Source organism: Pseudomonas sp. RA_15y_Pfl1_P11 (genome assembly GCF_963970975.1).
Classification (GTDB): domain Bacteria; phylum Pseudomonadota; class Gammaproteobacteria; order Pseudomonadales; family Pseudomonadaceae; genus Aquipseudomonas; species Aquipseudomonas tritici.
In genome coordinates, this window is sequence record NZ_CAXAOY010000010.1 from 42,196 (window position 1) to 68,113 (window position 25,918).

At 63.2% G+C, this 25,918-nt stretch carries 11 protein-coding genes; 8 read left to right on the top strand and 3 right to left on the bottom strand.

The window, feature by feature from the left end; genetic code table 11:
• Positions 1-121: 121 nt before the first annotated feature.
• Entirely contained in the window at positions 122-12,694 is a 12,573-nt protein-coding gene (locus AACY44_RS14620; protein ID WP_339530490.1) for a filamentous hemagglutinin family protein, read from the top strand.
• 123 nt (positions 12,695-12,817) lie between these two features.
• Here the strand turns inward: AACY44_RS14620 and AACY44_RS14625 are convergent, their stop codons facing one another.
• From AACY44_RS14625 to AACY44_RS14635, 3 genes are all read right to left on the bottom strand, one after another.
• Positions 12,818-14,404 (bottom strand): hypothetical protein, encoded by a 1,587-nt coding sequence (locus AACY44_RS14625; protein WP_339419772.1) that lies wholly within the window; start codon positions 14,402-14,404, stop codon positions 12,818-12,820.
• Positions 14,405-14,468: 64 nt separating this feature from the next.
• Positions 14,469-16,202: a hypothetical protein gene (locus AACY44_RS14630; protein WP_339419773.1), complete on the bottom strand. Its 1,734-nt coding sequence runs from the start codon at positions 16,200-16,202 to the stop codon at positions 14,469-14,471.
• Positions 16,199-17,998, bottom strand: a complete 1,800-nt coding sequence (locus AACY44_RS14635; protein WP_339530492.1) for a tyrosinase family protein — start codon at positions 17,996-17,998, stop codon at positions 16,199-16,201. The genes AACY44_RS14630 and AACY44_RS14635 overlap by 4 nt, the downstream gene beginning before the upstream one ends.
• 158 nt (positions 17,999-18,156) lie before the next feature.
• On the opposite strand from AACY44_RS14635, the gene AACY44_RS14640 reads away from it, so the two are divergent.
• The 7 genes from AACY44_RS14640 to AACY44_RS14670 all read left to right on the top strand — a co-directional run bounded on the left by AACY44_RS14640 (position 18,157) and on the right by AACY44_RS14670 (position 25,900).
• A complete protein-coding gene (locus AACY44_RS14640; protein ID WP_339419775.1) occupies positions 18,157-18,624 on the top strand; it encodes an Lrp/AsnC family transcriptional regulator in 468 nt (155 codons plus the stop codon).
• Positions 18,625-18,953: 329 nt separating this feature from the next.
• The gene (locus AACY44_RS14645; protein ID WP_339419777.1) at positions 18,954-19,547 is read left to right on the top strand and encodes a transposase; all 594 of its coding nucleotides are present in this window, start codon (positions 18,954-18,956) and stop codon (positions 19,545-19,547) included.
• Between the two features lie 59 nt (positions 19,548-19,606).
• Positions 19,607-21,190, top strand: coding sequence for a ShlB/FhaC/HecB family hemolysin secretion/activation protein (locus AACY44_RS14650; protein ID WP_339419779.1), 1,584 nt, complete (start codon positions 19,607-19,609; stop codon positions 21,188-21,190).
• Positions 21,191-21,214: 24 nt separating this feature from the next.
• Positions 21,215-23,014 (top strand): DUF2341 domain-containing protein, encoded by a 1,800-nt coding sequence (locus AACY44_RS14655; protein WP_339530494.1) that lies wholly within the window; start codon positions 21,215-21,217, stop codon positions 23,012-23,014.
• An 11-nt stretch (positions 23,015-23,025) separates the two neighbouring features.
• Positions 23,026-23,451: an ExbD/TolR family protein gene (locus AACY44_RS14660; protein WP_010211136.1), complete on the top strand. Its 426-nt coding sequence runs from the start codon at positions 23,026-23,028 to the stop codon at positions 23,449-23,451.
• 3 nt (positions 23,452-23,454) lie between these two features.
• Positions 23,455-24,156: an energy transducer TonB family protein gene (locus tag AACY44_RS14665; RefSeq protein WP_339419783.1), complete on the top strand. Its 702-nt coding sequence runs from the start codon at positions 23,455-23,457 to the stop codon at positions 24,154-24,156.
• A gap of 43 nt (positions 24,157-24,199) precedes the next feature.
• Positions 24,200-25,900, top strand: coding sequence for a putative porin (locus AACY44_RS14670; protein ID WP_339530496.1), 1,701 nt, complete (start codon positions 24,200-24,202; stop codon positions 25,898-25,900).
• The last annotated feature ends 18 nt before the right edge of the window (positions 25,901-25,918 follow it).

Genomic DNA, 25,918 nt, shown 5'->3' on the forward strand with positions numbered 1-25,918 from the left:
GTTAACAGCCCTGCGTGAACTTTCCATGACAGAAGTTCAGTCCCGCGCCTCGCCAACCGCCTAACCCTCATACGTGAGCCTGTCTTGGCCCCAGTGCGATAACAAAGAAGGAAGATTCCAGATGGTTCGCTGCAAATCACCGGTTAACCTCAAAGCCCCCGTGACAGTCCTGCGCCTCAAGCCTTTGGCCCAGGCCATTGCCTTGTTGATGGTGGCCGGTAATGCCCAGGCGGCCACGGCGTTCAGTTCCGGCTGGTTTGCCGACAAGGGCGCGTCTCAGGCAAGCACGGCAGCGCGCACCGGTGCCGGCCAAGTCCCGGGGATTCCTTCGCTAAACCAGCAGGCGCAGGTCAAGCAGCAGTTGGCGCGTTCCATCAGCACATTGAACACCAGTGTCGCGGCGATTGCGGCCCAGCAGGCGGCGCAAGCGGCGGGGCGCCAGGCGGCGTTCGGCCAGGTCTCGAATATCCTCGATGGCTTGGGCAAGGGCGGCCTGCAGGTCGATAACAGCCTGACCCAGGGCTGGACCAACGCCAAGGGGCCCACCCAGAGCCAATCCGGCGGCAAGACCACGGTGACCATCGAGCAGACCGCTGACAAGGCGATCCTCAACTGGGAAACCTTCAACGTCGGGCGCAATACCACTGTCGATTTTCAGCAGCAGTCCAACTGGGCCGTGCTCAACCGCGTCAATGACCCCAATGCGCGCCCCAGCGAAATTCAGGGCCAGATCAACGGCGCCGGCACCGTGATGATCATGAACCGTAACGGTGTGGTCTTCAGCGGCACCAGCCAGGTCAATGTGCGTAACCTGGTGGCGGCCGCCGCGACCATCACGGATGACCAGTTCACCCAGCGCGGCCTGTATGTCGACACCAATGGCACCCAACCCACGTTCACCGATGCGGCGGGCAAGGTGGAAGTACAGCGCGGCGCGCTGATCCAGACGCACACTGCCGCGACCTCCACGGACTCAGGCGGCTATGCCTTGTTGCTGGGCAGCGAGGTGGAAAACGCCGGGACCATCATCACTGCCAAGGGCCAGACCACCCTGGCGGCTGGCGACAGCTTTTACATTCGCAAAGGCGTCGGCACGGCGGGCAACGACCGTTCCACCACCCGTGGCAATGAAGTGGCGACCAGCCTCAAGGCTGGCAGCACCTCTGGCAAAGTCACCAACAGCGGCCTGATCATGGCCTCCACTGGCGACATCACCCTGACCGGCCACCAGGTGCAGCAAAATGGCGTGGCCCTGGCCAGCACCTCAGTGGACACGCGCGGCACGATTCACCTGCTCAACGCCGCCAGCGACACCACCGGCAGCGTGACCCTGGGTGAGGGCAGCACCACCGCGATCCTGCTCGACGCCAGTGGCAGCACGGCCCTCAACAGCCAGAAAGACAATGGCCTGATCAAGCTCGACGGTACGCCCGCCAACCTGATCACCGGGCAGTTCAACAACCTCAGTGCGGTGGTTGACCGCACCGACCAGTCGCGTATCGAGATTGTCAGCGGCGGCACTGTGGACTTCCAAAAGGGCTCGATCACGTTGGCCACCGGCGGCCAGGTCGCGGTCAGCGCCGGGCAGCGCAGCCTGGTGCGCGATGGCGCGATGATCGATGTGTCGGGTGCCATCGGCGTCAAGGTGGCGATGGAAGCCAACAACATCAAGATCAACGTACAGGGCAACGAGCAGCGCGATGCGCCGGTCAACCGCGACGGCGGGCAACTGATCAACAATGACGTGTGGGTCGACCTGCGCGAGTTGGTGTTTGTACCGGCCGGCACCAACGGCTACGCCACCGACCGTTGGTACACCGCCGGCGGCTTGCTGGAAGTAGGCGGCTACCTGGGCACCCAGGGCCACTCGGTGGGCGAGTGGATGGCCCAAGGCGGCACTGTGACCTTTACCGGCAAGGAGGTGGTGACCCAACAGGGCGCGCAGATCAACCTGTCGGGCGGTACCGTGGATGTGCAGGCCGGTTACATTCAGCAGACCTGGCTCAAGGGCCCGAATGGCCGCTTGTATGAATTGTCGAAAGCGCCGGGGGACATTCTCTATTCCGGGTTCTACAAGGGCTATGAAGACAACAGCGCGCGCTGGGGCCAGACCGAGTATTACTACAACCCGCTGATCGCTCCCCAGCGTCGCTACGAAGCCGGTTACACCGTGGGCCGCGATGCCGGCAAGCTGGTCATCGGCACCGCCAGCGCAGTGCTGGAAGGCCAGGTGATCAGTGACGTGTTCCAGGGGGATCGCCAGACCCAGGCACCGAACATCAACCTCGACGGTTACCAGCAATCCCAGAAAGCCAGGGCCCAGCGTGCGCAACTGATCATTGGCCAATACATTCCGATCTACAACAAAACCACCGGCACGCTGCGTTATGCCCTCAGTGGTACCTCCGACCAAGTGCTGATCGACAGCAACACCCAGGCAATCGCCGACGGCCTGGACCTCGGCAGCGTGCTGCCGCTTGATCGCCAGGGCAAGATCCTGCTAGACAGCGATCAGCTCAATGGCTACCAGTTGGGCGCGGTCAAGGTCGCTGCCAAGCAACAGGTGACCGTCAATGGCGCGCTCAGTGTGGCGGACGGTGGCGATATCACCGTGTTCGGGTCGGGTGTGCAGATTAATGCCAACCTCACGGCCCACGGCGGCAGTATCAACGCCGGCAACATTCTCAGCCAGGTCGATCGGCTCAAGGCCGGTGAGGTGGCGGATACGATCCTGGCCGGTGGTTCGAGTGTGAACGTCGTCGCCGGCGTCAAGCTGGACACCAGCGGCCGCTGGAACAACCTGGCGCTGGACCCGACCGCCAGCGCGGGTGTGGCGTACGTGAACGGTGGCAAGGTGTCGGTGCGCAGTTCCAGCAACGTGAACCTGGCCGCCGGCAGTGTCGTGGATACGTCTTCCGGGGCCACCCTTGGCGTGGATGGCAAGCTCACTGGCGGCAAGGGCGGGAACGTAACCCTGGGCGCGCTCGGTGCCCTGGCCCTGGAGGGTGATATTCGCGGCTATGGCGTCAACGGCGGCGGCACCCTGGCGTTGCAGGCGCATAAGGTGCAGATCGGTGAAAGTGCCAATGCGCTTGGCAGCGACACCCTGAAACTGGCGGGTGATTTCTTCAAAAAGGGCTTCTCGGCCTACGACATCACCGGCAATGAAGGGCTGATCGTCACGGACGGTACTCAGGTGGACGTCAGCCTGCCGGTTTACCGGTTAGGTGCCCAAGCCTCGGGTACGCCCACCGGTAGCGATCCTGCCAGCGTACTGGAGCGCTGGACGCCGCCGTTGTATCAGGAAGACGCTGCCAAAGGCGTGCTGACCCAACGCCGGGGCGCGGGCTTGAGCCTTACCGCCGGCCATGTCAATGCCACCGCCGCGCAACTGGCGACCACGGCGCTCACCGTGGGTCAGGGCGCAGTGATCAACGTGGATCCCGGCCAAGCGATCAACCTGCGCAGCGTCGGGCAATTGACGATGGACGGCACGCTCAATGCCTGGGGCGGCAGTGTGGGCCTGGGCGGCTTGACGACGGGTGCCTCGGAAGCGGTGAACGCCATCGGCCATGGCCGCTCAATCTGGGTTGGCGAGCAGGCGGTGATCGACGTCGCGGCACGCGCGGCGACGGCGGTGGACTACCGTGGGCGCACCTATGGCTTGGTGCGTGACGGCGGCAGCATCAATATTGGCGGCACCTTCGACTTGAACACTGGCCTGGCCAAGGCCAGTGACTTGTTCGTGGTGGTGCGTAACGGCGCGCGCCTGGAGGCCTCCGGCACCCAAGCCCTCATAAACGTGCCGGGGCAGGGCGCCGTGCAAGCGGCCAGCAATGGCGGCAGTATTACGCTGGCGTCGAATAATGGCCTGTACCTGGACGGTAGTTTTGTCGCCAGGGCCGGTGGTGCCGGTGCGGCAGGCGGCAGTCTCAACCTGGCGTTGGACACCCCGTATTACCAGAAAGCGTCCGTCACCGACCGCGTCCTCAAAGTACGTGAACTGGTGCTGGGGCAGACAAGTCAGCCGACGACGCTGGCCGGCACTGCTGAAGACGCTGCCGCCAGCCTGGAGTACGGGCATGCTCGGTTGGGCGTTGACCAAGTCAGTGCGGGCGGTTTCGATAACCTGGCGCTGTTGAGCAACGGCCTGTTGAGCTTTGATGGCGACGTAACCTTGAACATGGGCCAGAGCCTGCGCCTGTACAGCCGTGGCTACGGCCTCAGCGATAACGCAGCGGGCAACTCGCGCATCAACCTTGCGGCGCCGCACCTGCTGTTGGCGGGTTTTCTCGCGCCTGAAGAGACGGGCAAGGATTTGTATGTGCGACCGATACCGGTGCTGCCGGCCCCGTCCCAGCGGGCCACCGAGGCACAATTCAATGCATCCGGCAGCCTGATTGAGGTACGCGGCAATGTCATCTTTGGTAACCGTAGCCACCTGTTCAGGGCGGACAACAGCCAGGCCAGCCTTGAGCGTCGCGGGTTCGATCAGGTCAACCTGACCAGCCAGGGCGACCTGCGTTTTCTCGCCGGTGCGGCCGAGAACGACATCATTACCGGTGTCAGCACGCAGTTGCTGACCCAGGGCGATATGACCTTGCGCGCCGCGCAGCTGTACCCGGCCACTGAAGTCAGTGCTCGCGTCATCGCCGGTTACCGTGGGCAGTCGACCACCACTTCCCTTGACCTGGATTTCGATCCGTTGCGTACGCTGACCATCGGCCGCGTGGGCAACGCCGATGCGCCTGTCCCGTATTCGGCGTTTGGCCGGCTGCAACTGGGCGCGGCGACGGTGCGCCAGGGTGGCGTGGTGCGCGCACCCCTGGGGTTGATCGATATCGGCAGCATGGGCAGCAGCGTGGTGCAACTGCTGCCTGGCAGCCTGACCTCGGTGAGTGGCAAGGGCCTGGTGCTGCCCTATGGCGGAACGCTGGACGGCCAGGTCTATAAGTACAACGGCAAGACTGTGAAATTTATCGGTCAGGGAGGTGTGGCCCCACGTGAAACTGACCTGAGTGTCGGGGTCATTCTGGGGGGCAAGTCGATCAGCGTGTTGCCGGACGCCACCCTGGACTTGTCCGGCGGAGGCGATTTGTTGGGTGCCGGCTTTGTGTCCGGGCGCGGTGGTTCCACGGATGCGCGCTACAGCCCGTTGGTGCAATTTGGCGCCACTGGCGGGTTCGTGCTGCCGGGACTGTCCACCAACCCGATCTATGCCATTGTGCCGGGGATACAGCCGGGCGCCGCGCCGGTCGCAGCAGAGGGCGGGGCCGTAACGCCGTTGGTCGGCCAGCAAGTCACCATCGGCGCCGGTGTGCCGGGGTTGCCGGCGGGTACCTACACGCTGATGCCGTCGACCTACGCGTTGATGCCAGGCGCGTTCCGCGTCGAGATCAATGGCCTGGCCGGATTGGGCAGCGGCACCGCAACCACCTTGATGCGCAACGGCTCGTGGGCCACTGCCGGGCAGCTGTCGATCGCCCATACCGGGATCAGCAACAGCGTAGCCAGCCAATTGATCCTGACCTCGGCCGACACCTTGCGGCGCTACTCCCAATACAACGAAACCAGTTACGCCCAGTTCGCCAGGGTCGATGCGGCGAGGTTGGGTGTGCCACGGCCGATGCTGGAGGCCGACGCGAAAACCTTGAAGCTGGCCCTGCGTCCGGGAGGCGGCGCCGAGGCCTTCTCGTTCCAAGGTATTGGGCGCTTTGGCGCCGCATCGGGAGGGTATGGCGGCACGGTGGCCGTGATCGACCGGAGTATGCAAGGGATCGAAGTGGTCGGCGCCGGGCAGGCAGCAACCGCCGGGTTCGCTGGCATCACCTTTAACGCCGATAGCCTGAATGCGTTGGGTGCTTCGCGGCTGATGGTGGGTGGGATGACGGCTGTGGCGTACGGCCAGTCCGGGAACTTCATTTCCCTGGCGGGCGGGGTCAATCGCGCCAATAGCAACGTGATCTTGCGCAATGGCGCAACCCTGGCTGCACCGGAAGTGTTCCTGGTGAGTGACACCGGCTCGATCGTCGTGGAGCAGGGTGCTTCCATCAATACCCTGGGGCGCGGTAATGCCAGCTACGATGCCCGCGACGGCTATATCTACCAGGTGGCCAACATGCTGGCGGTGTCCAATGGCCTGCTCAATGTGATCAGTGCGCCCAAGGTGGGCAGCGTGATCAGCCAGGGCATCAACATCGGTGCCTGCAGCAGTGGTGTGTGCAGTGGCCAGACCGGGCTGTACTCCAACGGTAGCATCGTGGCCCTGACCGACAGCACCTTTCAGCTCGGCGACCAGGTGCGTTACGGCACCCGTCATTTGAACCTGGGCGTGAACACCATCAACCTGGGCAGCGCGGACGCCCTGGCCGCAGCGGCGGCGGCCAATCGCTTGCCGGCTGGGCTGACGCTCAGCCAGGCGCTGCTTGATCAATTGCTGCGCGGCGATACGCAGTTCGGCGCACCGGCCTTGGAAACCCTGCAGCTCTCGGCCCGCGACGGGTTCAATTTCTACGGCAATGCGGTACTTGACACCTATGACCCGCTCACCGGCAAATCGCTGCTGAGCAACCTGATGCTGTCCACCCCGGCCCTGTACGGCGCCGGTGGCGCCAACGACGTGGCGACGATCCACACCGCCAACCTGATCTGGCTGGGCGCGATCACGGCGCCGGGCGCGGTGGTGGCGGGGGGAGCGGGCACCGGCAGCGGGCGCCTGGAGGTCAACGCCGAGCGGATCGAGTTCGGTTATGGCGCCTTTGGCCAGCCGAGCAACGTGAAAAGCTTCGACCGCCTGGCGCTGGGCTTTGCCAACGTCAGTCTGAACGCCAGCGAGCGCATCACGGCCAACCATAAGGGCAGCCTGTCGGTGTACCAGAGCCAGGGCGCCTATGACCCGATCAGCGGCTTTCAGTACAGCGGCGGCAACCTGACTATCCGCACGCCACTGATGACCGGTGAAGCCGGCTCGGTGAACGTGATCAAGGCGGGCGGTGCGATCGACATCGGCGCGTCCGCCGGCCCGCGTGGCACGGCCAGCGGCCAGGGTGCCGAACTGTCCCTGCAGGGCGACAGCATTCGGCTGGCCAGTGCGGTGGTGTTGCCCAGCGGCAAAGTCAGCCTCAGCGCCCGTGGTGATGTGGTGTTGACCGATGACGCGTTGATCGACGTGGCCGGTCGCGCCATTCCCTTCAACGACGTGACCCAATACGGTTGGGGCGGCGATGTGCTGTTGGACAGCCGCAGCGGCAATATCCTGCAGGCGGCGGGTTCGACCATCGACCTGTCCGCGAAGAACAACCAGGCCGGCAAACTGCGCGCCGTGGCAACAGACGCGGCCGGGGGCATCGTCGACCTGCAAGGCAAAATCCTCGGCAGCAGCAGCGGCCGCTACCTGGCCGGCGGCACTTCAATGCCGTACCAGGCCGGCACCGTGGAAATCCAGGCGCAACGCCTGGGCAGCAGCGGCGCCCTCGACCAACAGTTCGCCGACCTCAACCAGCGCCTCAACCAGGGCGAAGTGTTCGGCGCGCGCAGCTTCCAGCTCAAGCAGGGTGACCTGACCATCGGCAACGGGCTCAAGGCCGGCACCATCAGCGTGTCGGTGGACAATGGCAGCCTGCGCGTCAATGGCCTGGTGGACGCCAGCGGTGAGCGGGTCGGCAGCATCAACCTGGCCGGCAAAAATGGCCTGACCCTGGACAGCACGGCAGTGCTCGACGCCCATGGCAGCAAGCTGCGCGTGGACAGTTACGGCAAGATCATCGACGCGCCGAACCGCGCCATGGTGGTATTGGGTTCCGGCACCGGCCAACTGACCCTGGCCGATGGCGTGCGCATCGACCTGCGCCACGGCACCGACGGCACGGCCGGCAACGATGGGCGCAATCGCGGCACCCTGGAGCTGAACGCGCCACGGTTGTTCAACCCGGACGGCAGCAGCAATGACATCAATATCGATGCCAGCGGGCGCCTGACTATCCAGGGCGCGCGCTCGATTACCCTCAACGGCATGGCCACCTACGACGATGCCCCGGAGAAAACCGACCCGACCGCCAGCGGCAGACCGTATCAGGAGATCACCCAGGGCTACCTGGATGGCAAGCACGCCTTGAGCGAGGCTTTTATCAATGCCGCGCTGCTCAATAACGATCTGTTGCAAAACAAACTCGCCGGGTTGAACAACGCCACGTATGCCGATGCCTTCCACCTGCGCCCAGGCGTGGAAATCGTCAGCAACACCCCGGACGGCGACCTGGTGGTGCAAGGCGATCTGGACCTGTCCGGCTACCGCTATGCCAGCCTCAACCCCAACAGCCAGAAGAACAACGCGGTGTATGGCAGCGGCGAGTCCGGCAGCCTGACCCTGCGTGCCGGCGGCGACCTGAATATCTACGGCAGCATCAACGACGGTTTCGCCAAGCCGCCAGTGTCCGAGGATGACAAAGGCTGGGTGCTGTTGCCGGGTGTCGATTTCAGTGGTGGGACTATCGTGGTGCCGGGCAATGGCGTGACCTTGGCCGACGGCACTGCCTTCCCGGCGGGCGCCACGCTTAACTACGACTTGCCGATCAAAGGCTTGACGGTGGCTGCCGACACGCGCTTGCCGGTGGCCGCGACCTTGGACCAGGACCTGGTGCTGCCCGCCGGCAGCGTGTTGACGGCGGATGTGCGCGATGCCGGCGGTAACCTGCTGTTTGCCGCCGGCACCTTGCTCAGCCAGGCGCAAACCCTGGTGGCGGGCACACAACTGGGGGCCGGCACGTTGTTGACGGAGGGCACGCGCCTGCAAGCCATGATCTGGCCCAAAGGCGTGCCGCTGCCCACCGTGCACGGCGCAACGCTGAGCAATAACATCGTCTTGCTCAGCGGCACCAAAGCCTTGCCGAAGGGCGGACTGATCCCCGCAGGCACCGATGTGAAACTGCCCAACGGGGCGACGTCGGTGCAACTGCGCGTCGGGGTTTCCGGCGACGCCGGCCAGGTGTGGGCGATCTCGCCGATGCTGGCCGAAGGCACTCAATCGTGGTCGTTGCGCCTGGTGGCGGGCGCCGACACCGAGGCGGCTGACAGCCGTATCGTGCAAGCCCACCCGCGCAGTGGTGACATCCACTTGGCGGATAACCACTACGGCATGTTTGCCAAGGAAATTCCGGCAAAAGGCGTGCAAACCTGGACCGCCCAGGCAGTCATTGATATGGGCTTTGCCGGTGTGGTCGTCAAGGAGGGCGAACCGATTGATCAGGCGGTACTCGATGGCTTCGGGCTGGGTTCAATCGAGGACTTCTGTGCCGCATCGTCGGAGTACTGTAAGCCCAAGGTCACCTATGTATTCACCCAGTACGCTGTTGATCAGTTGGCAAGTCAAGGCATCACTGTGGTCGTCAATACCGAGATGACCGATGCGTTTTTCCAGAGCATTGAATACCCGACTGTGGCTGAGGTGTGTGGCAGTGCGCCTGAGTTCTGCCTGTTGAAGGCGGACAAGGAATACGCCGCCACCCCTTCCAGCACGCGATTCAGCGTCATCCGCACTGGCACCGGCGACCTGGAATTGTTGAGTGCGGGCAGCCTGAGCATGGATTCGTTGTACGGCGTCTACACGGCCGGCACCTCGTCGACCGGCACCTTTGCCGGCGACCCTTACAACCTGCCCAAGGCGACGCCGACAGGCGCTGACCCGTCCAGTAAAACGGTGCTGAGCGACCCCGGCAGCTTCTTTGAACAGTTCGTCAATGGCTCGCCGACCAGCCGGTATCGGGCCTGGTACCCGGAGGCAGGGGGCAACCTGACGCTGAATGTCGGAGGGGACCTGACCGGTCATATCACCAGCCTCACCGCGTTGAGCCCCACGCGCCCCAACCCCAAGGATGCCGGGGTGGACTCCGCTGCCGTCGGCAATTGGTTATGGCGCCAGGGCAGTAGCGATGTGGCGACGGGCGGGCAAGCTCAGCCGACGGCCTGGTGGATCAATTTCGGCAGCTACACCGCAACGACGGCGGCGGACAAGATGCTCGGCTTTACCGGCTTCGGTGCCCTTGGCGGCGGGAACGTGGATGTCAACGTCAGCGGTGATGCCGGCGTGTTGAACACACTGGGCTACAGCACCAGTCATGTCGAGGCTAACCCGCATAGCCAGGGCTTGGTGCTGGCTGTGGGCAGCACGGGCCGGGTCGTCAGCGATGGCAGCCTGCAACTGACCGGTGGCGGCGACCTGCGCGTGCGCATCGGTGGGGCACTGAACCCGGCCAGCGTTGCCGACACCGCTGACCATCGTGATGGTGTACTGGTCAACCTGCGAGGTGACGTGCAATTACGCAGTGCTACCGTGGGCAGTGTCGACGTGATGTATGGCAGTAGCGCCAACTTCCAGAGCCCCGGCGAAACCCGTGCCTACGACCCACTGGTCGCGACCCGTGGGGCGGCTCGCGGCGGAATGACCCTGGTGCCGGGCGATGCTACGTTCAATCTGCAAACCCTGGGTGACCTGGTGGTGCAGAACGTCGAAGACCCGGGGCGAGTCGTACTCTCCCACCTGTCCCCCTTCGCTCAAGGGGCTGAACAGGGCACCGGTACCAGTTGGTTCACACTGTGGACCAAGGGTACGTCGATCGACCTGTTTTCCCTGGGCGGCAACCTCACGCCCTTCAGCCGATCCGACGCGACGGCCGATTTGGCGGTGGTCTATCCATCGATCGTCAGGGCTACGGCAGCCGGCGGCAGTCTGTATTACGGTAAAGCGGCGCAGACGCAGGTGAATGGCGACGACAACTACAGTTACCCACTGCTGTTGGCGCCCGGCGAAAACGGCCAGTTGCAGTTCCTGGCCCAGGATTCGATCTACGCCGGCGGCATGACCGTCAGCCAATCCGGGACGGCGCAAAGTACTCTGGCAACGCCTTGGCATCCGGCGTATCAGGGTCGCATCGGTAACACGGTGAAGGCCAGCAACCTGTCGGTTAACGGTAACTCGGGCAGCCAGCCGTTGTTTGTGTACGGGCCGGGGACGGCCACGCTGTCTCCCGGTGGCAGTGCTGAACCCGCACGTTTTTACGCGATAGACGGGGATCTGGTCGGCGTCAGCAGTGGCCGCGTGATTGCCTTCAGTGCAGCGGCGGGCAGCTTGCATGAAGGCCAGACCTGGTATGAGGGCAATGGACCGGTCTGGATGATGGCTGGACGCGATATCGTCAGCAGCGGTCGCCGCTTCGGTCAGGAGTCGACTGCTGTTGTGGACATACGCACCCAGGACAACCTGATCCTTCACAACAACCTCAACGACATCTCCGTGGTGTCCGCCGGCCGCGACATTCTGTACAGCAACTTCCAGGTCGCCGGGCCCGGCCTGCTGGAACTGTCGGCGGGGCGCAATATCCTCCTGACCGGTTTCGGGGCGTTGGGCGAGTCCAGCGTGACCAGCCTCGGGCCCCTGTTGGCCGGGGACAACCGTCCTGGGGCGAGCATCGTCATGCAGGCGGGCGTCGGTCCCCATGGGCCGGATTACCTGCGCTTCGTCGAGGCGTACCTGAACCCCGCCAACCTGGCGCAGCCTGGCGAGTCGATTCAAGGCAATAAGGTCGCCAAGACGTACGAAAACGAGCTGGTCACCTGGCTCGCCGAGCGCTTCGGTTTTGTCGGCGATACCGAGCAGGCACGCGCCTACTACGCGGCGCTGCCCGCCGAGCAGCAACGCGTGTTTGCCCGCGACCTGTACTTTGCCGAACTCAAGGCCGCAGGGCGCGAGTACAACACCGACGGCAGCGTGCGCCAAGGCAGCTACCTGCGCGGCCGCGCCGCTATTGCGGCGCTGTTCCCGGACAAGGACGTGGCCGGCAACCCGATTACCTACAAAGGCGACATCACACTGTTCGGCGGCTCGGGCGTGCACACCAACTTCGGTGGCTCGATCCAGATGCTCACGCCAGGCGGCAGCCAGACCTTCGGCATCGAGGGCGCAGCGCCCCCGTCGACTGCGGGCGTGATTACCCAAGGTGCCGGCGATATCCAGCTCTATTCCATGGGCAGCATTCTGCTCGGTCAGAGCCGCATCATGACCACCTTTGGTGGTTCGATCATGGGCTGGACCAGCGAGGGCGACATCAACGCCGGTCGCGGCTCCAAGACCACCGTGGTGTACACGCCGCCCAAGCGTGTCTATGACAACTGGGGCAACGTCGGCCTGTCGCCGTCGGTGCCGAGCACGGGCGCGGGGATCGCGACCTTGAACCCGATTCCGGAAGTGCCGGCGGGGGACATCGACCTGATCGCACCGTTGGGCACCATCGACGCAGGGGAGGCGGGGATTCGCGTATCCGGCAACGTCAACATCGCCGCGTTGCGCGTGGTGAACGCCGCGAATATCCAGAGCCAGGGCAAGTCGTCCGGGGTGCCGGTGTCGGCCACGGTCAACACGGGAGCCATGAGCTCGGCCAGCGCGGCGGGTGCAGCGGCATCGCAGGCGGCGGAAGACGCGGCGCGCAGCCAGCAGGCGGCGGCCAAGCAGGGCCGGCCTTCGATCATGACGGTGGAAGTATTGAGCCTGGGCAGCGAGCCGTTGCCGCGTGAACCGGAACCGCAGCAGAAAAACTCTGCCTACAACCCCAACAGCCCGGTTCAGGTGCTGGGCGCGGGGCCGCTGAGCGAACAGGCGCGGGCGCGGTTGACGGATGAGGAGCGCAAGCAGATCAGTTTGTAAGGCTTAGGAAAGGACCTCTCGATGTACCGTTCGGGGCGATCAATGATCGCCCCTTTTTTTCGGGCGTTTCTCGGTCGGCTGTGGGGCCGGCCTCCCACTGAGGGGCAGGCCCGAAACCCCCGCCTAATGATCATCCTTGAGGGTCTTGAACGCCTCGATGCGTTTGATCAGGCGAGTGTTCTTCGCGGAGTCGGCGCTGCTGAACAGGAAGGAGAAGTCCGACGCCAATTTGGAACCACCGGCAATGGCCGCGTACTGGTGGCAGTCGTTGCAGTTCTCTGTCTGCACATAGGTTTCCAGGGTGGTATTGGCGACGGCAACACTTTGATCGCTGACAAACGGCCCATAGGACAGCGGCGTCTTCACGTTCGGCCCAGGGCCTGGATCGTTAGGTGCGTTGGGCGTTTTAGACCACAGCACGTTCACCAGTTTGTAGTACTGGAACACTGATTGTCCCTGGGTCTGCTGGGCGAAGGTCTGCTGCACCGCCGTGTTTAACGCTTGCATGTCCTCAGGCGTGGCATTGGCCCGTGTGGCCTGTACCGGTTGGTTAAATGGCGTGCAGTTGGGCGGCGTGTGGGTGGCGTCACATTGCACGCGGGCGACGTTGGGTGTGCAGGCATCACCGGTGCAGGCCGGGTTGTTGAAGCTGTAGCCCTGCGGCGGTGTGGCGCCGCCGTCAGGCACATTGTCGACCTGCTCGAACGTGGTCCAGATGAAGTTCGGCTGGGTCTGGGTCTTGTTGATGATATGCAGGCCCACCAGACCTACGACTTCCTGGGTGCATTGCAGCGTGTCAGGGCGTTGCAGCCAGGCGACGGTGGTCAGGTAGCGTGCGTACAGCTCGGGTTTGTCGGTGAGAATGCGCCAGGCCGCCTTGAGCTCCAGCGCGCCCAATTCTTCCTGGGGCAGCGCCTTGGCCGGCAGCTCACGCACCAGCTTGCCCGCAGGCAACGACAGGCCGGCGGGGTGTCGGTTGTCGCTGTTCTGCGCCACGATCAATTGATTGGCGGCGTCGTACAAGCCGTTATTGACGATGTAGTCGAACTCGGCCTTGCCGACCTTGCGCTCGAAAAACACCAGGTTGCCCGACTGGTCCGTCAGCCAGCCGCCGGCGGCTTCCATGATCGAATCGGGCAGGGTCACCTGGGTGCCGCTGGACAGGTGGAAGCGGTGCTTGCGGTTGATCGCGCTTTCCGACGTGGCGGTAATGAATTTGCGCGCGCCGGTGGAGAACGCTTTCAGGTTGCCGGTGGCGGTGCAATTGGACGGCACCAGGGTTTCCACGCCCCAGCCGGTCGGTTTGGGTGCACCGGGCAGGAAAATGTCGTTGGCGTCCTTGTAACTGGCCCACACCGGCGCGTTGCTCATCGGCTTGCCGGGCGTTTGCGGCACGCCGAACTGTGCAGCGCTGCTTTGCGTGTCTGGCTCGCCCGCCAGGGTCGGGTCGGCCGGCCAGCCGGGATTGACCGGCCAGTTCATGGCGATGAACAGTTGCCAGCCGAAACAATTGAGAAAGTCCTGCTCGGTGCCGAAATTGTTCACCGGCAGGAAGCCCCCACTTGCGGGGTCGAACACCAGTTGCTGGACGCAGGTCTGCGCGTCCGAAGCGCTGGCCGGTGGCGGCGCCACCAGTGACAGCAGGGCGCCGGCCAGTAACGAGAAAACATTCAAGCGAGCCCGACACAGCGGGCGAGGCCATCCGTACATGATCGCATTCCTTGCTCAAGGCTTAGGGGAGCCGCCCACGCCAGGCATGGGCGGCAGGGACCAGTCAGGCGCCTGGCACCAGCGCCAGGCCGCTTTCCCATGGGTGTTGGGCCGCGCTGGGGTTGGCGGCTTCGCTGGGGTTCAGCGCCCGCACGCTGACCAGCCCCGGCGCAGCGTTGCCGCTGACGTTGACGGTCATGACGTAGCCTTGCGTGCCGCCACTGTCGGTCTGCCCGGGAATCGCCGAGGCATCCGGCAAGAACTGCGTGACCTGGGCGCTGATCCCCGGGTTGGAAAACTGCACCCGCGCATCCGCCACGGTGGTGTTCGGGTCTGCCCCTTGCACCACCAGCACGAACTGAGCTGAGCTGCCGGGTGCAAAACTGGCCGGCAAGTCGCTGGGTGACTGGCCGTAGAACAGGTCCAATGGCAGCAGTTGCACGGGCCAGGGTTGGGCATCGGTGTTATTGGCGGCCACGCAGTCGCATTCCTTGGGCGTGGCGGTCAACGGTGCTGGCGTCACGCTCAAGGCGACATTCAATTCGTTGGCAATCACCCACACGTAGTCGATCGGCGTGCCGTTGATGGTGATGTCATTGATCGAGAACCCCGCGCTGTGCGGCACCTCGAACACCGCCTGCAAGATCTGGTCGGAGTTGTTCGGGCCGGTGCCGGCAGTGCCACGGGTGACGCGCCAGTAGCTGCTCACATCCTGGCCTTGAGGGCCTTTCCAGGTGCTGAAGGATTTCGGCTGTTGCAGGTACAGGCCGATGGGATTGGTCAACGAGATCAGGTTTTTAACCGCGGCCTGGTTGGCGGAAAAGCCGATATGCGGGTCGGAGTTGCGATAGTTCTGCCCGTATTGAGCGCAACAGATCAGGTTCTGTTGGTTGCCGCTGCTTTGGATCGGCCGAAGGATGGTGGCCGCGGCCGCCAGGTAGATCTCGGCACTCAGGGTGTTGGGCCCGGAGGTCAGGTGCATCGCGCCGCCTGAGACGCCCGGTATACGCACGGTGCCGGCGTTCCATTTGTTGACGGTGTCATAGGCGGGCCGCCCGGTGGTTTCATCGATCACCGGGTCACCGGCATTGCCGGTCGGGCCGTTGGCGGTGTAGCGCAGGTACAGGTCTTCGAGTTTCACCTGCGGGTCGACGTACGCCTGGTACAGCCCCAGCACGGCATTTGGGTCGATGTTCCACATGGTCAGGAAGTAGGCCGGGTTCTCGCTGGTGAACATGATGCTGCGCATGTTGCCGTCGGGGTCGCGGGTGATGGACCACTCGCAATACTCATCCAGCCAGCCCCGTGGACCCGAGGGCGAAAAATCGGCATAGGGGCCGTGCCAGTTGATGGACTTGCACAACACTTTGGGGATCTGCAGTTGGGTTGCCGCCGGGTCCGGGTACAGCGAATAAAGCGTGTTGTTAAGGGTGATCTGGCCGTGATCGGTCAACTGCATCACCTGGTCCAGGGTCATGGCCGTGCCGCCCAGTTGCGGAACCACGGCGGCGCCATTGTTGTAGAAAAACGTCCACAGTCGATTGGGGAAGGGCTGCCAGGTAATGGTCAGCGGTGTCTGCGTGCCGTAGCCGCTTTCCAGCGGGTTGTAGTAGCCCGAACGCGGTGCGTCATTGAGGTTCGACCAGGGGTTGCCGATGACCGACATTTGGGTCCAGCCGGTGACGTTGTTGTTCCAATTGGTTTCGAAGGTCGACAGCTGGTCCTCCAGGCCCAGCTTGTTGTAGTCCTTGGGCGCTTGTTCGGCAGGGGAGGTGAATTGGGTGAAGGGCGTGCTCATGTGCGTTCTCCAGCAGGGGTAGTGGTGGAAGTGGAGCAGCAACCGGTTCCCGGAGCGGGGCCGGCGGAGGATTGGCGTGGGTCGTCCCACACCAGTTGGGCGATAAAGCCAGGCAGTGGCGTGTACGCTTCGGGCGTCAACACCTGGCCGCTATCGGGGTGGGTCACGATCAGCGATAACTGCGCCGCGTCAGTCGGGGCAAGGTTCAGCGCCTTGACGGCGCGCGCGGCATTCAGTGCGCGGGAGACGCCCTGGGTGATGCAGCGGCCCTTGTCGTCCACCAGGCCCATGCCGATGCGGCTGAAACGCCCGACGTAATGCGGGTTGTCGGCACTCGCGTGCTGCGCCGTGGCGTCGGGTTGATTGAGAAAGACGTCGATCAGGTACGTGTCGTGGGTGCAACGCACGTGGTCGAACACCACCCAGGGCCCGCTGCCGGCCGCTTGCGCCTGGCAACAGGCCGGAGCCGTCGCTTTGGCTGCGCCGAACTGCGGGGCCACCGGGGTGCCGTAGTCGTAGCCGATGTGCCGGCTGTCCTGCGCCATGTCTCCCAGCGTGGTGTAGCGCCAGGCATCGGCGCTGGTGAAGGTCACATCGTCGGCCTGGGCCCCGGCGAAGGGCTGCAGCAGACACTGAGTGGTGTACTGCGCCGCCGGATTGGCGCGAATCCAGACTTCGAGCATGCGGTCGATATTGGCGTGATACGAGCAGAACACCGGGTCAAAGGCGGTGTAGGCATTATCGGCCATGTCGCCACCGATCCAGCCGTGATAGTTGTCGTGGGGTTGCTCGTAGAGCCCGTCGAAGTTCAGCGCACGGTTGGGGTACAGGTTGTCGGCTTGCGGCGGATTGAAGGCAGTGATGTTGGCCCAGGGATAACCCGGCACACCTTGGGGCTGGCTGAAGGTGGTGAACGCGAGCGCATCGACCACTTGCTGCTGGAAGATCCGGCTCATGCCATACAGCTGGGTCCGCTCGGCGCGAAAAGCCTCGCCCTGGGTGTAGAACAACGGGTTGCGTTGCACGTACAGGCATTCCACGCCCGCGACGGGTGCCGTGGCGCAGACCTTTGAACAACCATCCTTGGCCGCGGCATAGCGCAGCGGGTTACGTCGCACCTCGCCGGTGTGCGGGTGCACATAGGTTTCATCAAGGAATGCCTGGGGTAAGCCGGCCTGGGGGCTGCCGTCGACACTGGCGTCTGCGGCCATCCAGTCCCAATACGGGATCGCGCAGTCGATCAACGCTTCCAGGTACAGCAAGTAAGCGCGATGCCACAGGGCGAAGGCCTCTTGGTAATGCAGGCACCAGTTTGTGTGAATGTAGGCGTAACGCTGCCAGGGCGAGCCGCTGTCCGGGTCGCCGATGTGCATCAGGTCATCCAGCTTGGCGCGGTAGAGGTTCAATTGCTCTGGGCTCAGGGCGCGGATGTCCTGGCGTACGCGTTTAACCGGGTGCGGCAACGCCGGAGGCGGGATGCGCTCGGCCAGGTCAAACGGCGAAATGCTGTTCAGCCGCCACCCCTGGTTGACCCATAGCCGGAAGGTTTCCAAGGCGTCGATCGGCCAGAATTGCTGCTGGTCGGTGGTCAGTGGCATGTTGCGTGAGGCGAGGTGCTGGTAGATGGTTTCCGACCAGGCCTTGACCGACGCCGGGTCTTCCAGGAATACGTCGTAGGCATTCATGCAGCCCACCCAGGTGGCCGCCACGGCGGCGCGTTGGGCGGCGGGCACCCAGTAGGGTGCGCTGAAAAGTCCTTGGATATCAGCGGTCCATGTCGGTTTCGCGACTATCATAAGATCCCTCTCATGCCGCCCTCAGGCCAGGTGTTGGCGGGGCTGCTAAGCTGAATCGATGTTAACTAGCCACTGCGCAGGATTTGTGCAAATTAGCCCGTCATTGCGACGGATTCATTGCATTTTTCAAGGATGATTTGGAACCGATGACAGACGCCATGGATTTGAAGATCCTGGGCAAGTTGCAACAGGATTGCGACCAGAGCCTGGAGTTGTTGAGTGACAGCGTGGGGCTGTCGTCCACCAGTTGTTACCGGCGGATTCGCCGCATGGAAAGCGTGGGGGTTATCAAGGCTAAAGTCGCCGTACTGGATGAGCGCAAGCTGGGGATCCATGTCACGGCGTTTTTCCTGATCAAGCTGGACAGGGACAGCAAGGATATTGACCGCAGGATGCAGCACATTCTCGCCAGTCGCCCGGAGATTCAGGATTGTTACTTGATGACCGGGGAGTTTGATTTTGTGATGGTGGCCAAGTTTCGGGATGCTACGGAGTACACGGAGTATATCTATCGGTTTCTGGAGACTTATCGGGATATTCCGATTCGCACTTATTCGTCGACGTTGGTGGTGCGCACGGTCAAGAAGTCTTATGAACTGCCTTTGCAGGGAGGGCTTGGTGGGTGAGTCCATAGCCGTTTCTGCGGTAATGGCGGCTTATGGCTCCGCTTTTACAGCGGGTCACTTTTGGAAACAAAGACCCAACAGTAGCCAAAAGGTCTTAGCCCCAGATCAAAAGCAAAAGCGTAAGGGCGCAACCCCTATCAGCCGTTACTCAAATAACAGATATGTCCCCCACCAAGAATTGCCCCCCACCCAATCCAAAATGAAGCTTTCATGACAAAAGTTCGGTAGCTCCCGGCCCCCCCTGTCTCTCCTATGTAACGCGCTGGAGGCCGCCACAAGCTGCCTCCCCAGCCGTCAGCAAGACGCCAGGAGTGGGGCAAGTGGGAACTATGGAACGTTACTCGAAAGTAGGCATGCAGGAGCTCGATCAGCGCCTGTCGAAGATCGTTGAAGCCGCGCGCAAGAAGCCGGTTTCGGTGTACCGCTACGGTGCGCCGTGGGTGTGGATTGTCTCTCAGGACGACTGGCAGGGCGCGTTGAAGGAAGTGTCCAGCTACATCCCGGCGGGCCATTCCCTGGTGTTGCTGCGCCCGCAGATCGACGAAGTGCTCGACCAGCACCGTGAGTGGCTGGTGGCCGAATCCGCGATGTCGATCGCCCCGCACACCGTGCTGCAAGTCCTCTTGCTGCAACTGCTGTATTCGGTACCCAGCGAGCAGCAACTGCATGAACAGCTGAACTACAACCTGCTGTTTCGCTGGTTCGTCGGCCTGGACCTGAACCAAAAGGTCTGGAGCATTCATGTGCTCACCCGCGACATCGCCACGCTGCTGAATAACCCGCGTGCGGTGCAACTCATCCAGAAAATCATCGGTGACGTGTTTTGTGGCGCCTTGCTGCACATGCCGGAGTTCTCGCTGAACTTCGCGCTGTTGCACACCTGGCTGGCACGCCACGGTAACACCTCGATCACCAGCAATTGAGCAGGCCGCATGCCGGGCAATCGGTGGCGGCGCAAAAAATCAGAATGTCAGGGGGCGGTGTGGAGCATCTGTTCAAATTAACGCTGGCGCTGTGTTGCGTGACGCTGGGGAGCGTGACGCAAATCGCGTTGGCCGAGGAAGAGCAAGCGGCGCGCAAGGTCGACGTCAACGAGTACTTCGTGCGCGGCAACACGGTGCTCGATGCGGCGACGATCGAGGAGGCGGTGTACCCGTTCCTCGGTCCGCAAAAGACCTTGGGCGATATCGAAGGCGCCCGCGATGCGCTGCAGAAGATCTACCAGTCACGCGGCTATCAGTCGGTGTTTGTCGAGCTGCCGGAGCAGAAGGTCGATGACGGCATCGTTTACCTGCAAGTCAGCGAAACCAAGGTGGGACGCGTGCGTGTGGTCGGCGCCAAGCACTATTCGCCGGTGGAAATCCGCGAGCAGGTCCCAGCGCTGGAAGAGGGCGCGGTGCCAGACTTTGCCACGGTGCAAACCCAGTTGGCCGGCCTCAACCGCAGTGCCGGGCGCCAGGTCACGCCGCTGGTGCGCGAAGGCCAGCGCCCCGGCACCATGGATGTGGATTTGCAGGTGGAAGACCAGAACCCTTGGCACGCCAGCATTGGCCTTAACAACGACTACAGCGCCGACACCGAAAAGCTGCGCTCGGTGGCGACCCTCGGCTACGACAATCTGTGGCAACTGGGCCACAGCATCTCGCTGACCTATTTCACCGCGCCCCAGGACAGCGCCAATGCCAAGGTCTGGTCGGGCGCCTACAGCGCGCCGCTGGATGAGCGCTGGACCTTGCAGTTCTCGGGTTACCAGTCAGACAGCAACATCGCCACCCTCGGCGGTAGCAACGTATTGGGCAAGGGCCACTCCTACGGCGTGTCGGCCATTTACAACCTGCCGGCGGCGGGAAACTGGGCCAACTCGTTTTCGTTCGGCGTGGACTTCAAGGACTTCGACGAACAGCTCAAATTCGGCGCCAGCAGCGACCAGGTGCCGCTCAAGTACGCACCGTTCACCTTTGGCTACAACGGCTTTCGCTACACCGAGCAATCACAGTTGGGCTTGGGCCTGAACCTGGTGGTGGGCACCCGCGCGTTCTTCGGCTACGGCAGCGACGCCGAAGAATTCGAGTACAAACGCTACAAGGCCAGCGCCAGTTTTGCCGTGCTCAAGGGCGACCTGAATTACACCTACACCTTCGCCAACGATTGGCAGTCAGCCACCAAAAGTGGCTTCCAACTCGCCTCGGGGCCGCTGGTCTCCAACGAGCAGTATTCCGCCGGCGGCGCCACTTCGGTGCGCGGCTACCTGGCGGCGGAACGCACCGGGGATGAGGGTTACTTGCTCTCCCAAGAGTTGCGCACGCCGTCCCTGGCCAAGTTTCTCGGCAGTTATGTGCAGGAGTGGCGCTTTTACGCATTCGCCGAAGGCGCGCGCATGCGCCTGCACGACCCGCTGCCTGAGCAAGAAGACGAATACAGCCTGGCCAGTGTCGGCCTGGGCACCCGCGCCAGTTTGAGCAAATGGTTGTCCGGCAGCCTGGATTGGGGCTACCCGCTGCTCGATGGACCGAACACCCAGAAACAGGACTCGCGACTGCACTTCAGTGTGCAGGCGACTTTCTGACTTTTTCTTCCGGAGATTTCACCCATGCAACGCCTATTCCTGAGCCTGTTGATCTGCCTGGGCTTCGCGCTCCCGGCCACCGCCCATGCCTGGTGGCAGGACGATTGGCACTACCGCAAACAGATCTCGGTAGACACCACCGCCCAAGGCGCCGCGATCAACCAGGCCTTGGGCCGAACCGCGCTGCTGGTGCGCCTGCACACGGGCAATTTCACCTTTGACGGGGTCAAGGAAGACGGTGCCGACCTGCGCTTTGTGAGTGCCGATGACAAGACCGTGTTCAACCACCAGATCGAAAGCTTCGACCCGTTGATGGGCATGGCGCTGATCTGGGTCGATGTGCCCAAGGTCGAAGGCGGCCAGCGCCAGGACCTGTGGATGTACTACGGCAATCAGAAAGCCGCGGCCTCCGCCAACGGCCAACTGACGTTTGACCCGAACTACACCGCGCTCTACCACTTTGATGGGGCCACTGCCACACCGCCCCGGGACACCACGGCCTACGCCAACACCGCACTGAACGCCACGGGCGTGAGCATCGACGGCGTGATCGGCCGCGCCTTACAGTTTGGCGGCCAGCCCTTGATGTTGCCGGCCAGCCCATCCTTGCAACATGCAGCCGGTGGCGCATTCACCTTCAGTGCCTGGCTGCGCCTGGACCAGGCGAGCGGTGAGCAAGTGGTGCTGGCCCGGCGCGACGGCTCCCACAACCTGCTGCTGGGCGTGAACCAAGGCATGCCGTTTGTGGAAATCGACGGCCAGCGCGCCGTGTCGACCCAACCGCTGAACCCTGGCCAATGGCAGCACCTGGCGTTCACCGCCGAAGGTGAAAAGGTCTCGCTGTATGTGAATGGCCGCGAAACCGCGACCTTCGCTGTCGCCTTGCCAGCGTTCAATTCCCAACTGGCCATCGGTGCCGACCTGCCGGAAGCGGGCAGCACGCACCAGCCCTTCGCCGGCGCCATCGATGAGCTGCGCCTGTCCAAAGTGGCGCGCCCGGCCGCGCTGTTGCTGGCCGACGCCAGCGCCCAGGGCGCCGAGTCGAAGCTGGTGGCCTATGGCGTGGATGAAGAACAGTCCGGCTTTGGTTTCGGCAGCCTGGGCTTCCTGCTCAACGCGGTTCCCGTCGACGCCTGGGTAATCATCCTGGTGCTGGTAGGGATGATGTTCCAGTCGTGGGTCATCATGCTGCGCAAGAACCGTCAGGTCAGCCGGCTCAGCAGTGGCAACGAGGTCTTCCGCGAGCATTTCGCGCAGATCGGCACCCGCCTGGAGATGTATGCCGACGACGCGCAATTGGCTGAGCGCCTGACCCATTCTTCGCTGTGGCGTCTGTACTTGGTGGCGGTCAAGGAAATCCGCACCCGCCGCGCCCAGGGTGCTGACACTTCTTCGGTCTCGGCCGCGACTATTGAAGCGATCCGCTGCTCCATGGACGGCGTGCGCACCCGCGAAAACCAGGCCCTCAGTTCCAAGCTTTCGACCCTGTCCAACGCCATCGCCGGCGGCCCGTACATCGGCCTGCTCGGGACGGTGCTGGGGATCATGGTGGTGTTCCTCGGCACCGCCATGGCCGGTGACGTGAACATCAATGCCATCGCGCCGGGTATGGCGGCGGCCTTGCTGGCCACGGCCATGGGCCTGTTTGTCGCGATCCCGGCGCTGTTTGGCTACAACCGCCTGATCACGCGTAACAAGGAAGTGAGTGCGGATATGCGCGTGTTTGTCGACGAGTTCATCACCCGCCTGGCGGAGATGCACGGCGAGAGCCAGCACAGTGAAGCCGCGCACCGCGCACCGCATCACGCACCGGTTCCGGCCTGAGGAGAGTTGCCATGGCTTCTGTAAATGCCTCCCACGACGATGACGATGATGCCGCCGTCGACAGCATCAATATCACGCCCCTGGTGGACGTGCTGATGGTGGTGCTGGTGATGTTTATCCTCACCGCCACCGCCCAGGTCTCGGGTATCCAGATTCACCTGCCCAAGGCCAGCGCCTCGGTGTCGTTGTCGGAGGCCAAGACCAAGGCGATCTCCGTGAACGACGGCGGCCAGGTGTTCCTTGACGCTTACCCGGTAACCCTCGGCGAGCTCGAAGAACGCCTGCGTATCGAGAAAGCGCTGAACCCCGATTTCCCAGTAATCGTGCGCGGCGATGCGATGGTGCAGTACCAGAAGGTGATCGAAGTGCTCGACTTGCTGCGCCGGCTGGAGCTGTCCCAGGTCGGGTTGGTCACCGGCAAACCGAGCCAGGGCTGAGCCATGACCGCACAGATCCCAATGGCGCCACTGCCCGTGAAAAAGAAGCCACCATTGCACCCGTTGAAGTGGGGCGCGGGCCTGTTGCTGGGCGCCGTGGCGGCCTGGTTTTTGTGGCAGTGGGCCAATGACATGAGTGGCGTGCGCCGCGAAGCGCCCAAGGTGCCGATGATTATCCCGTTGCCGCCGCAACCGCCACCGCCTCCAGAGAAACCCAAGGAGCCCGAGCCCCAGGTCGAAGAAAAAGTCCCGGAGCCGGTGCCCAGCCCCGAACCCGAAGACGTCAAGCCGGCAGAGGAAGCGCCGCCTTCGCCTAACGAAGACCTGGCCAACCCGATGCAGATCGATGGCGATGCACAGTCCGGCAATGACGGTTTCAACATTGGCGCCGGCAAAGGCGGCGGCATGGCCGGCAGCGGTGGTGGGTTGGGTACCGGCACGTACAAGCAGTACCTGGCCGGCACCTATCAACGGCTGATGCGCGAAGACCCGGAATTACGCAAGAAGGCTTTCTCGATACAGATAGACCTGTGGTTGGGCGTCGATGGCCAGGTCACTAAGGCGCAGGTGGCCAAGTCCAGCGGGGACGCCGAGACCGATGCCCAGATGCTTGCGCTGATACGTGCACCGCGTGCCACGCAGAAGCCGCCGGCGTCGCTGACGCTGCCCATGCGCCTGTCCCTCAAAGGCCGGCGCCCGGATTAATTGAATGCTTTTTTCAACGGTTTTTTACAGGAGTTGCGTACACATGATTTCCCCCGTGAATCGACTGACCCTGGCGGTCGGCATGGTCATCGCGACCCTGGTCGGCCAGGCGACTGCCGCCCCGGTCGCGCCCTCGGAAAACGTCACGATCAACCTGATCCGCCTGTTGGTGCAGCAAGGCGTGCTCAAGCAGGAAACCGCCAACGGCCTGATCGCCCAGGCGGAAAAAGAAGCCCAGCAGGCACGACAGGCCAATGCGGCACCGGTGGTTGCCGCAGGCCCGGTCGCAGCGCCCGGCGATGTGCGTGTGCAATATGTGCCGCAGGCGGTCAAGGATCAGATTCGTGACCAGGTCAAGGCCGAGGTCATGGCCACCGCCAAGCAGGAAAACTGGGCCCAGCCCAATACCTTCCCGGACTGGATCTCGCGTATCACCTTTGACGGCGATATCCGCCTGCGGGATGAGTCGCGCTACTTCTCAGGCAACAACAGCAACGAAATCGTCGACTACGCCAAGCTCAATGACAGCGGCCCGTACGACACCAACAAAGACACCAACACCAAGCTGCCACCGCTGCTCAACACCACCAAGGACCGCGAAAACCTTTTCCGCCTGCGCGCGCGCCTGGGCATGAAAGCGGTGCTGTCGCCGGAATGGACCGCCGGCATCCGCATCGGCACCGGCTCCGACAACAACCCGGTGTCCACCACCCAGACCTTGGGCGGCGGCTTTGGCAAGAAGGACATCTGGCTCGACCAGGGCTATCTCAGCTGGAAAGCCACCCAGGACGTGACCCTCACCGCAGGCCGGTTCGCTAACCCGTTCTATTCCACTGACATGATGTATTCGGGTGACCTGAACTTCGACGGTATTGCCGCCAATTTCAACCATGCCCTGAACAACGAGTGGGGCCTGTTCGGCACCCTTGGCGCGTTCCCGGTGGAGTACACCTCCGACTCGGCCAGCAGCAACGGCTTCGACAAAGAAGACAGCGAGACCAAGTGGCTGTTTGGCGGACAGATCGGCGCCAACTGGAAGATCAACCGCGAAAACAGCATCAAAGGCGCGATGGCGTACTACCACTTTGACGATATCGAAGGCCAACGCTCCGGCGCGTGTGAGCCGTGGGCCGGGCAGCCCGCCTGCGACAGCGACGGCTCGCGCCTGGCCTTTATGCAAAAGGGCAACAGCGTGTTCCTGCTGCGTGATATCACCCCGAACCCGGCCACGCCTGGCTTGACCCCGCAACCGCAGTTTGTCGGCCTGGCGTCCAAGTTCGACGTGCTTGACCTGAACCTGGCGTGGGATGCCGAACTGCCGAGCGACTTCAAACTGCGTACCCAGGGCAACTTCATCCACAACCTGGCCTACGACAAGGGCGAGATGCTCAAGCGCAGCGAAGGCGAGATCGTCAACAACATCAACAGCAAGGGCCAGTTTGAGAGTGGCGGCAACGCCTTGATGGTGCAGATGACCCTCGGCAGCGCGCTGGAGATGCGCAAACGCGGCGACTGGAACGTGCTGGCTGGCTACAAATACATCCAGCCCGACGCCTTGCCCGCCGGCTTCAACGATTCCTCGTTCCACCTGGGCGGCACCAACGCCAAGGGGTACTTCATCGGCGCCAACTACGGCATCGAAAAGAACCTCTACGCCAGTGCGCGTTGGTTGAGCGCATCAGAAGTGTATGGCGCGCCGTTTGAAGTCGATGTGATGCAACTGGAACTCAACACGCGCTTTTGATGCGCAGGGAGATGCCAC

Excerpts from the sequence above, each read along its gene's own strand:
- AACY44_RS14620 (WP_339530490.1), top strand. The coding sequence starts at position 122 with ATGGTTCGCTGCAAATCACCGGTTAACCTCAAAGCCCCCGTGACAGTC.
- AACY44_RS14625 (WP_339419772.1), bottom strand. The coding sequence starts at position 14,404 with ATGTACGGATGGCCTCGCCCGCTGTGTCGGGCTCGCTTGAATGTTTTC.
- AACY44_RS14630 (WP_339419773.1), bottom strand. The coding sequence starts at position 16,202 with ATGAGCACGCCCTTCACCCAATTCACCTCCCCTGCCGAACAAGCGCCC.
- AACY44_RS14635 (WP_339530492.1), bottom strand. The coding sequence starts at position 17,998 with ATGATAGTCGCGAAACCGACATGGACCGCTGATATCCAAGGACTTTTC.
- AACY44_RS14640 (WP_339419775.1), top strand. The coding sequence starts at position 18,157 with ATGGATTTGAAGATCCTGGGCAAGTTGCAACAGGATTGCGACCAGAGC.
- AACY44_RS14645 (WP_339419777.1), top strand. The coding sequence starts at position 18,954 with ATGGAACGTTACTCGAAAGTAGGCATGCAGGAGCTCGATCAGCGCCTG.
- AACY44_RS14655 (WP_339530494.1), top strand. The coding sequence starts at position 21,215 with ATGCAACGCCTATTCCTGAGCCTGTTGATCTGCCTGGGCTTCGCGCTC.
- AACY44_RS14660 (WP_010211136.1), top strand. The coding sequence starts at position 23,026 with ATGGCTTCTGTAAATGCCTCCCACGACGATGACGATGATGCCGCCGTC.
- AACY44_RS14665 (WP_339419783.1), top strand. The coding sequence starts at position 23,455 with ATGACCGCACAGATCCCAATGGCGCCACTGCCCGTGAAAAAGAAGCCA.
- AACY44_RS14670 (WP_339530496.1), top strand. The coding sequence starts at position 24,200 with ATGATTTCCCCCGTGAATCGACTGACCCTGGCGGTCGGCATGGTCATC.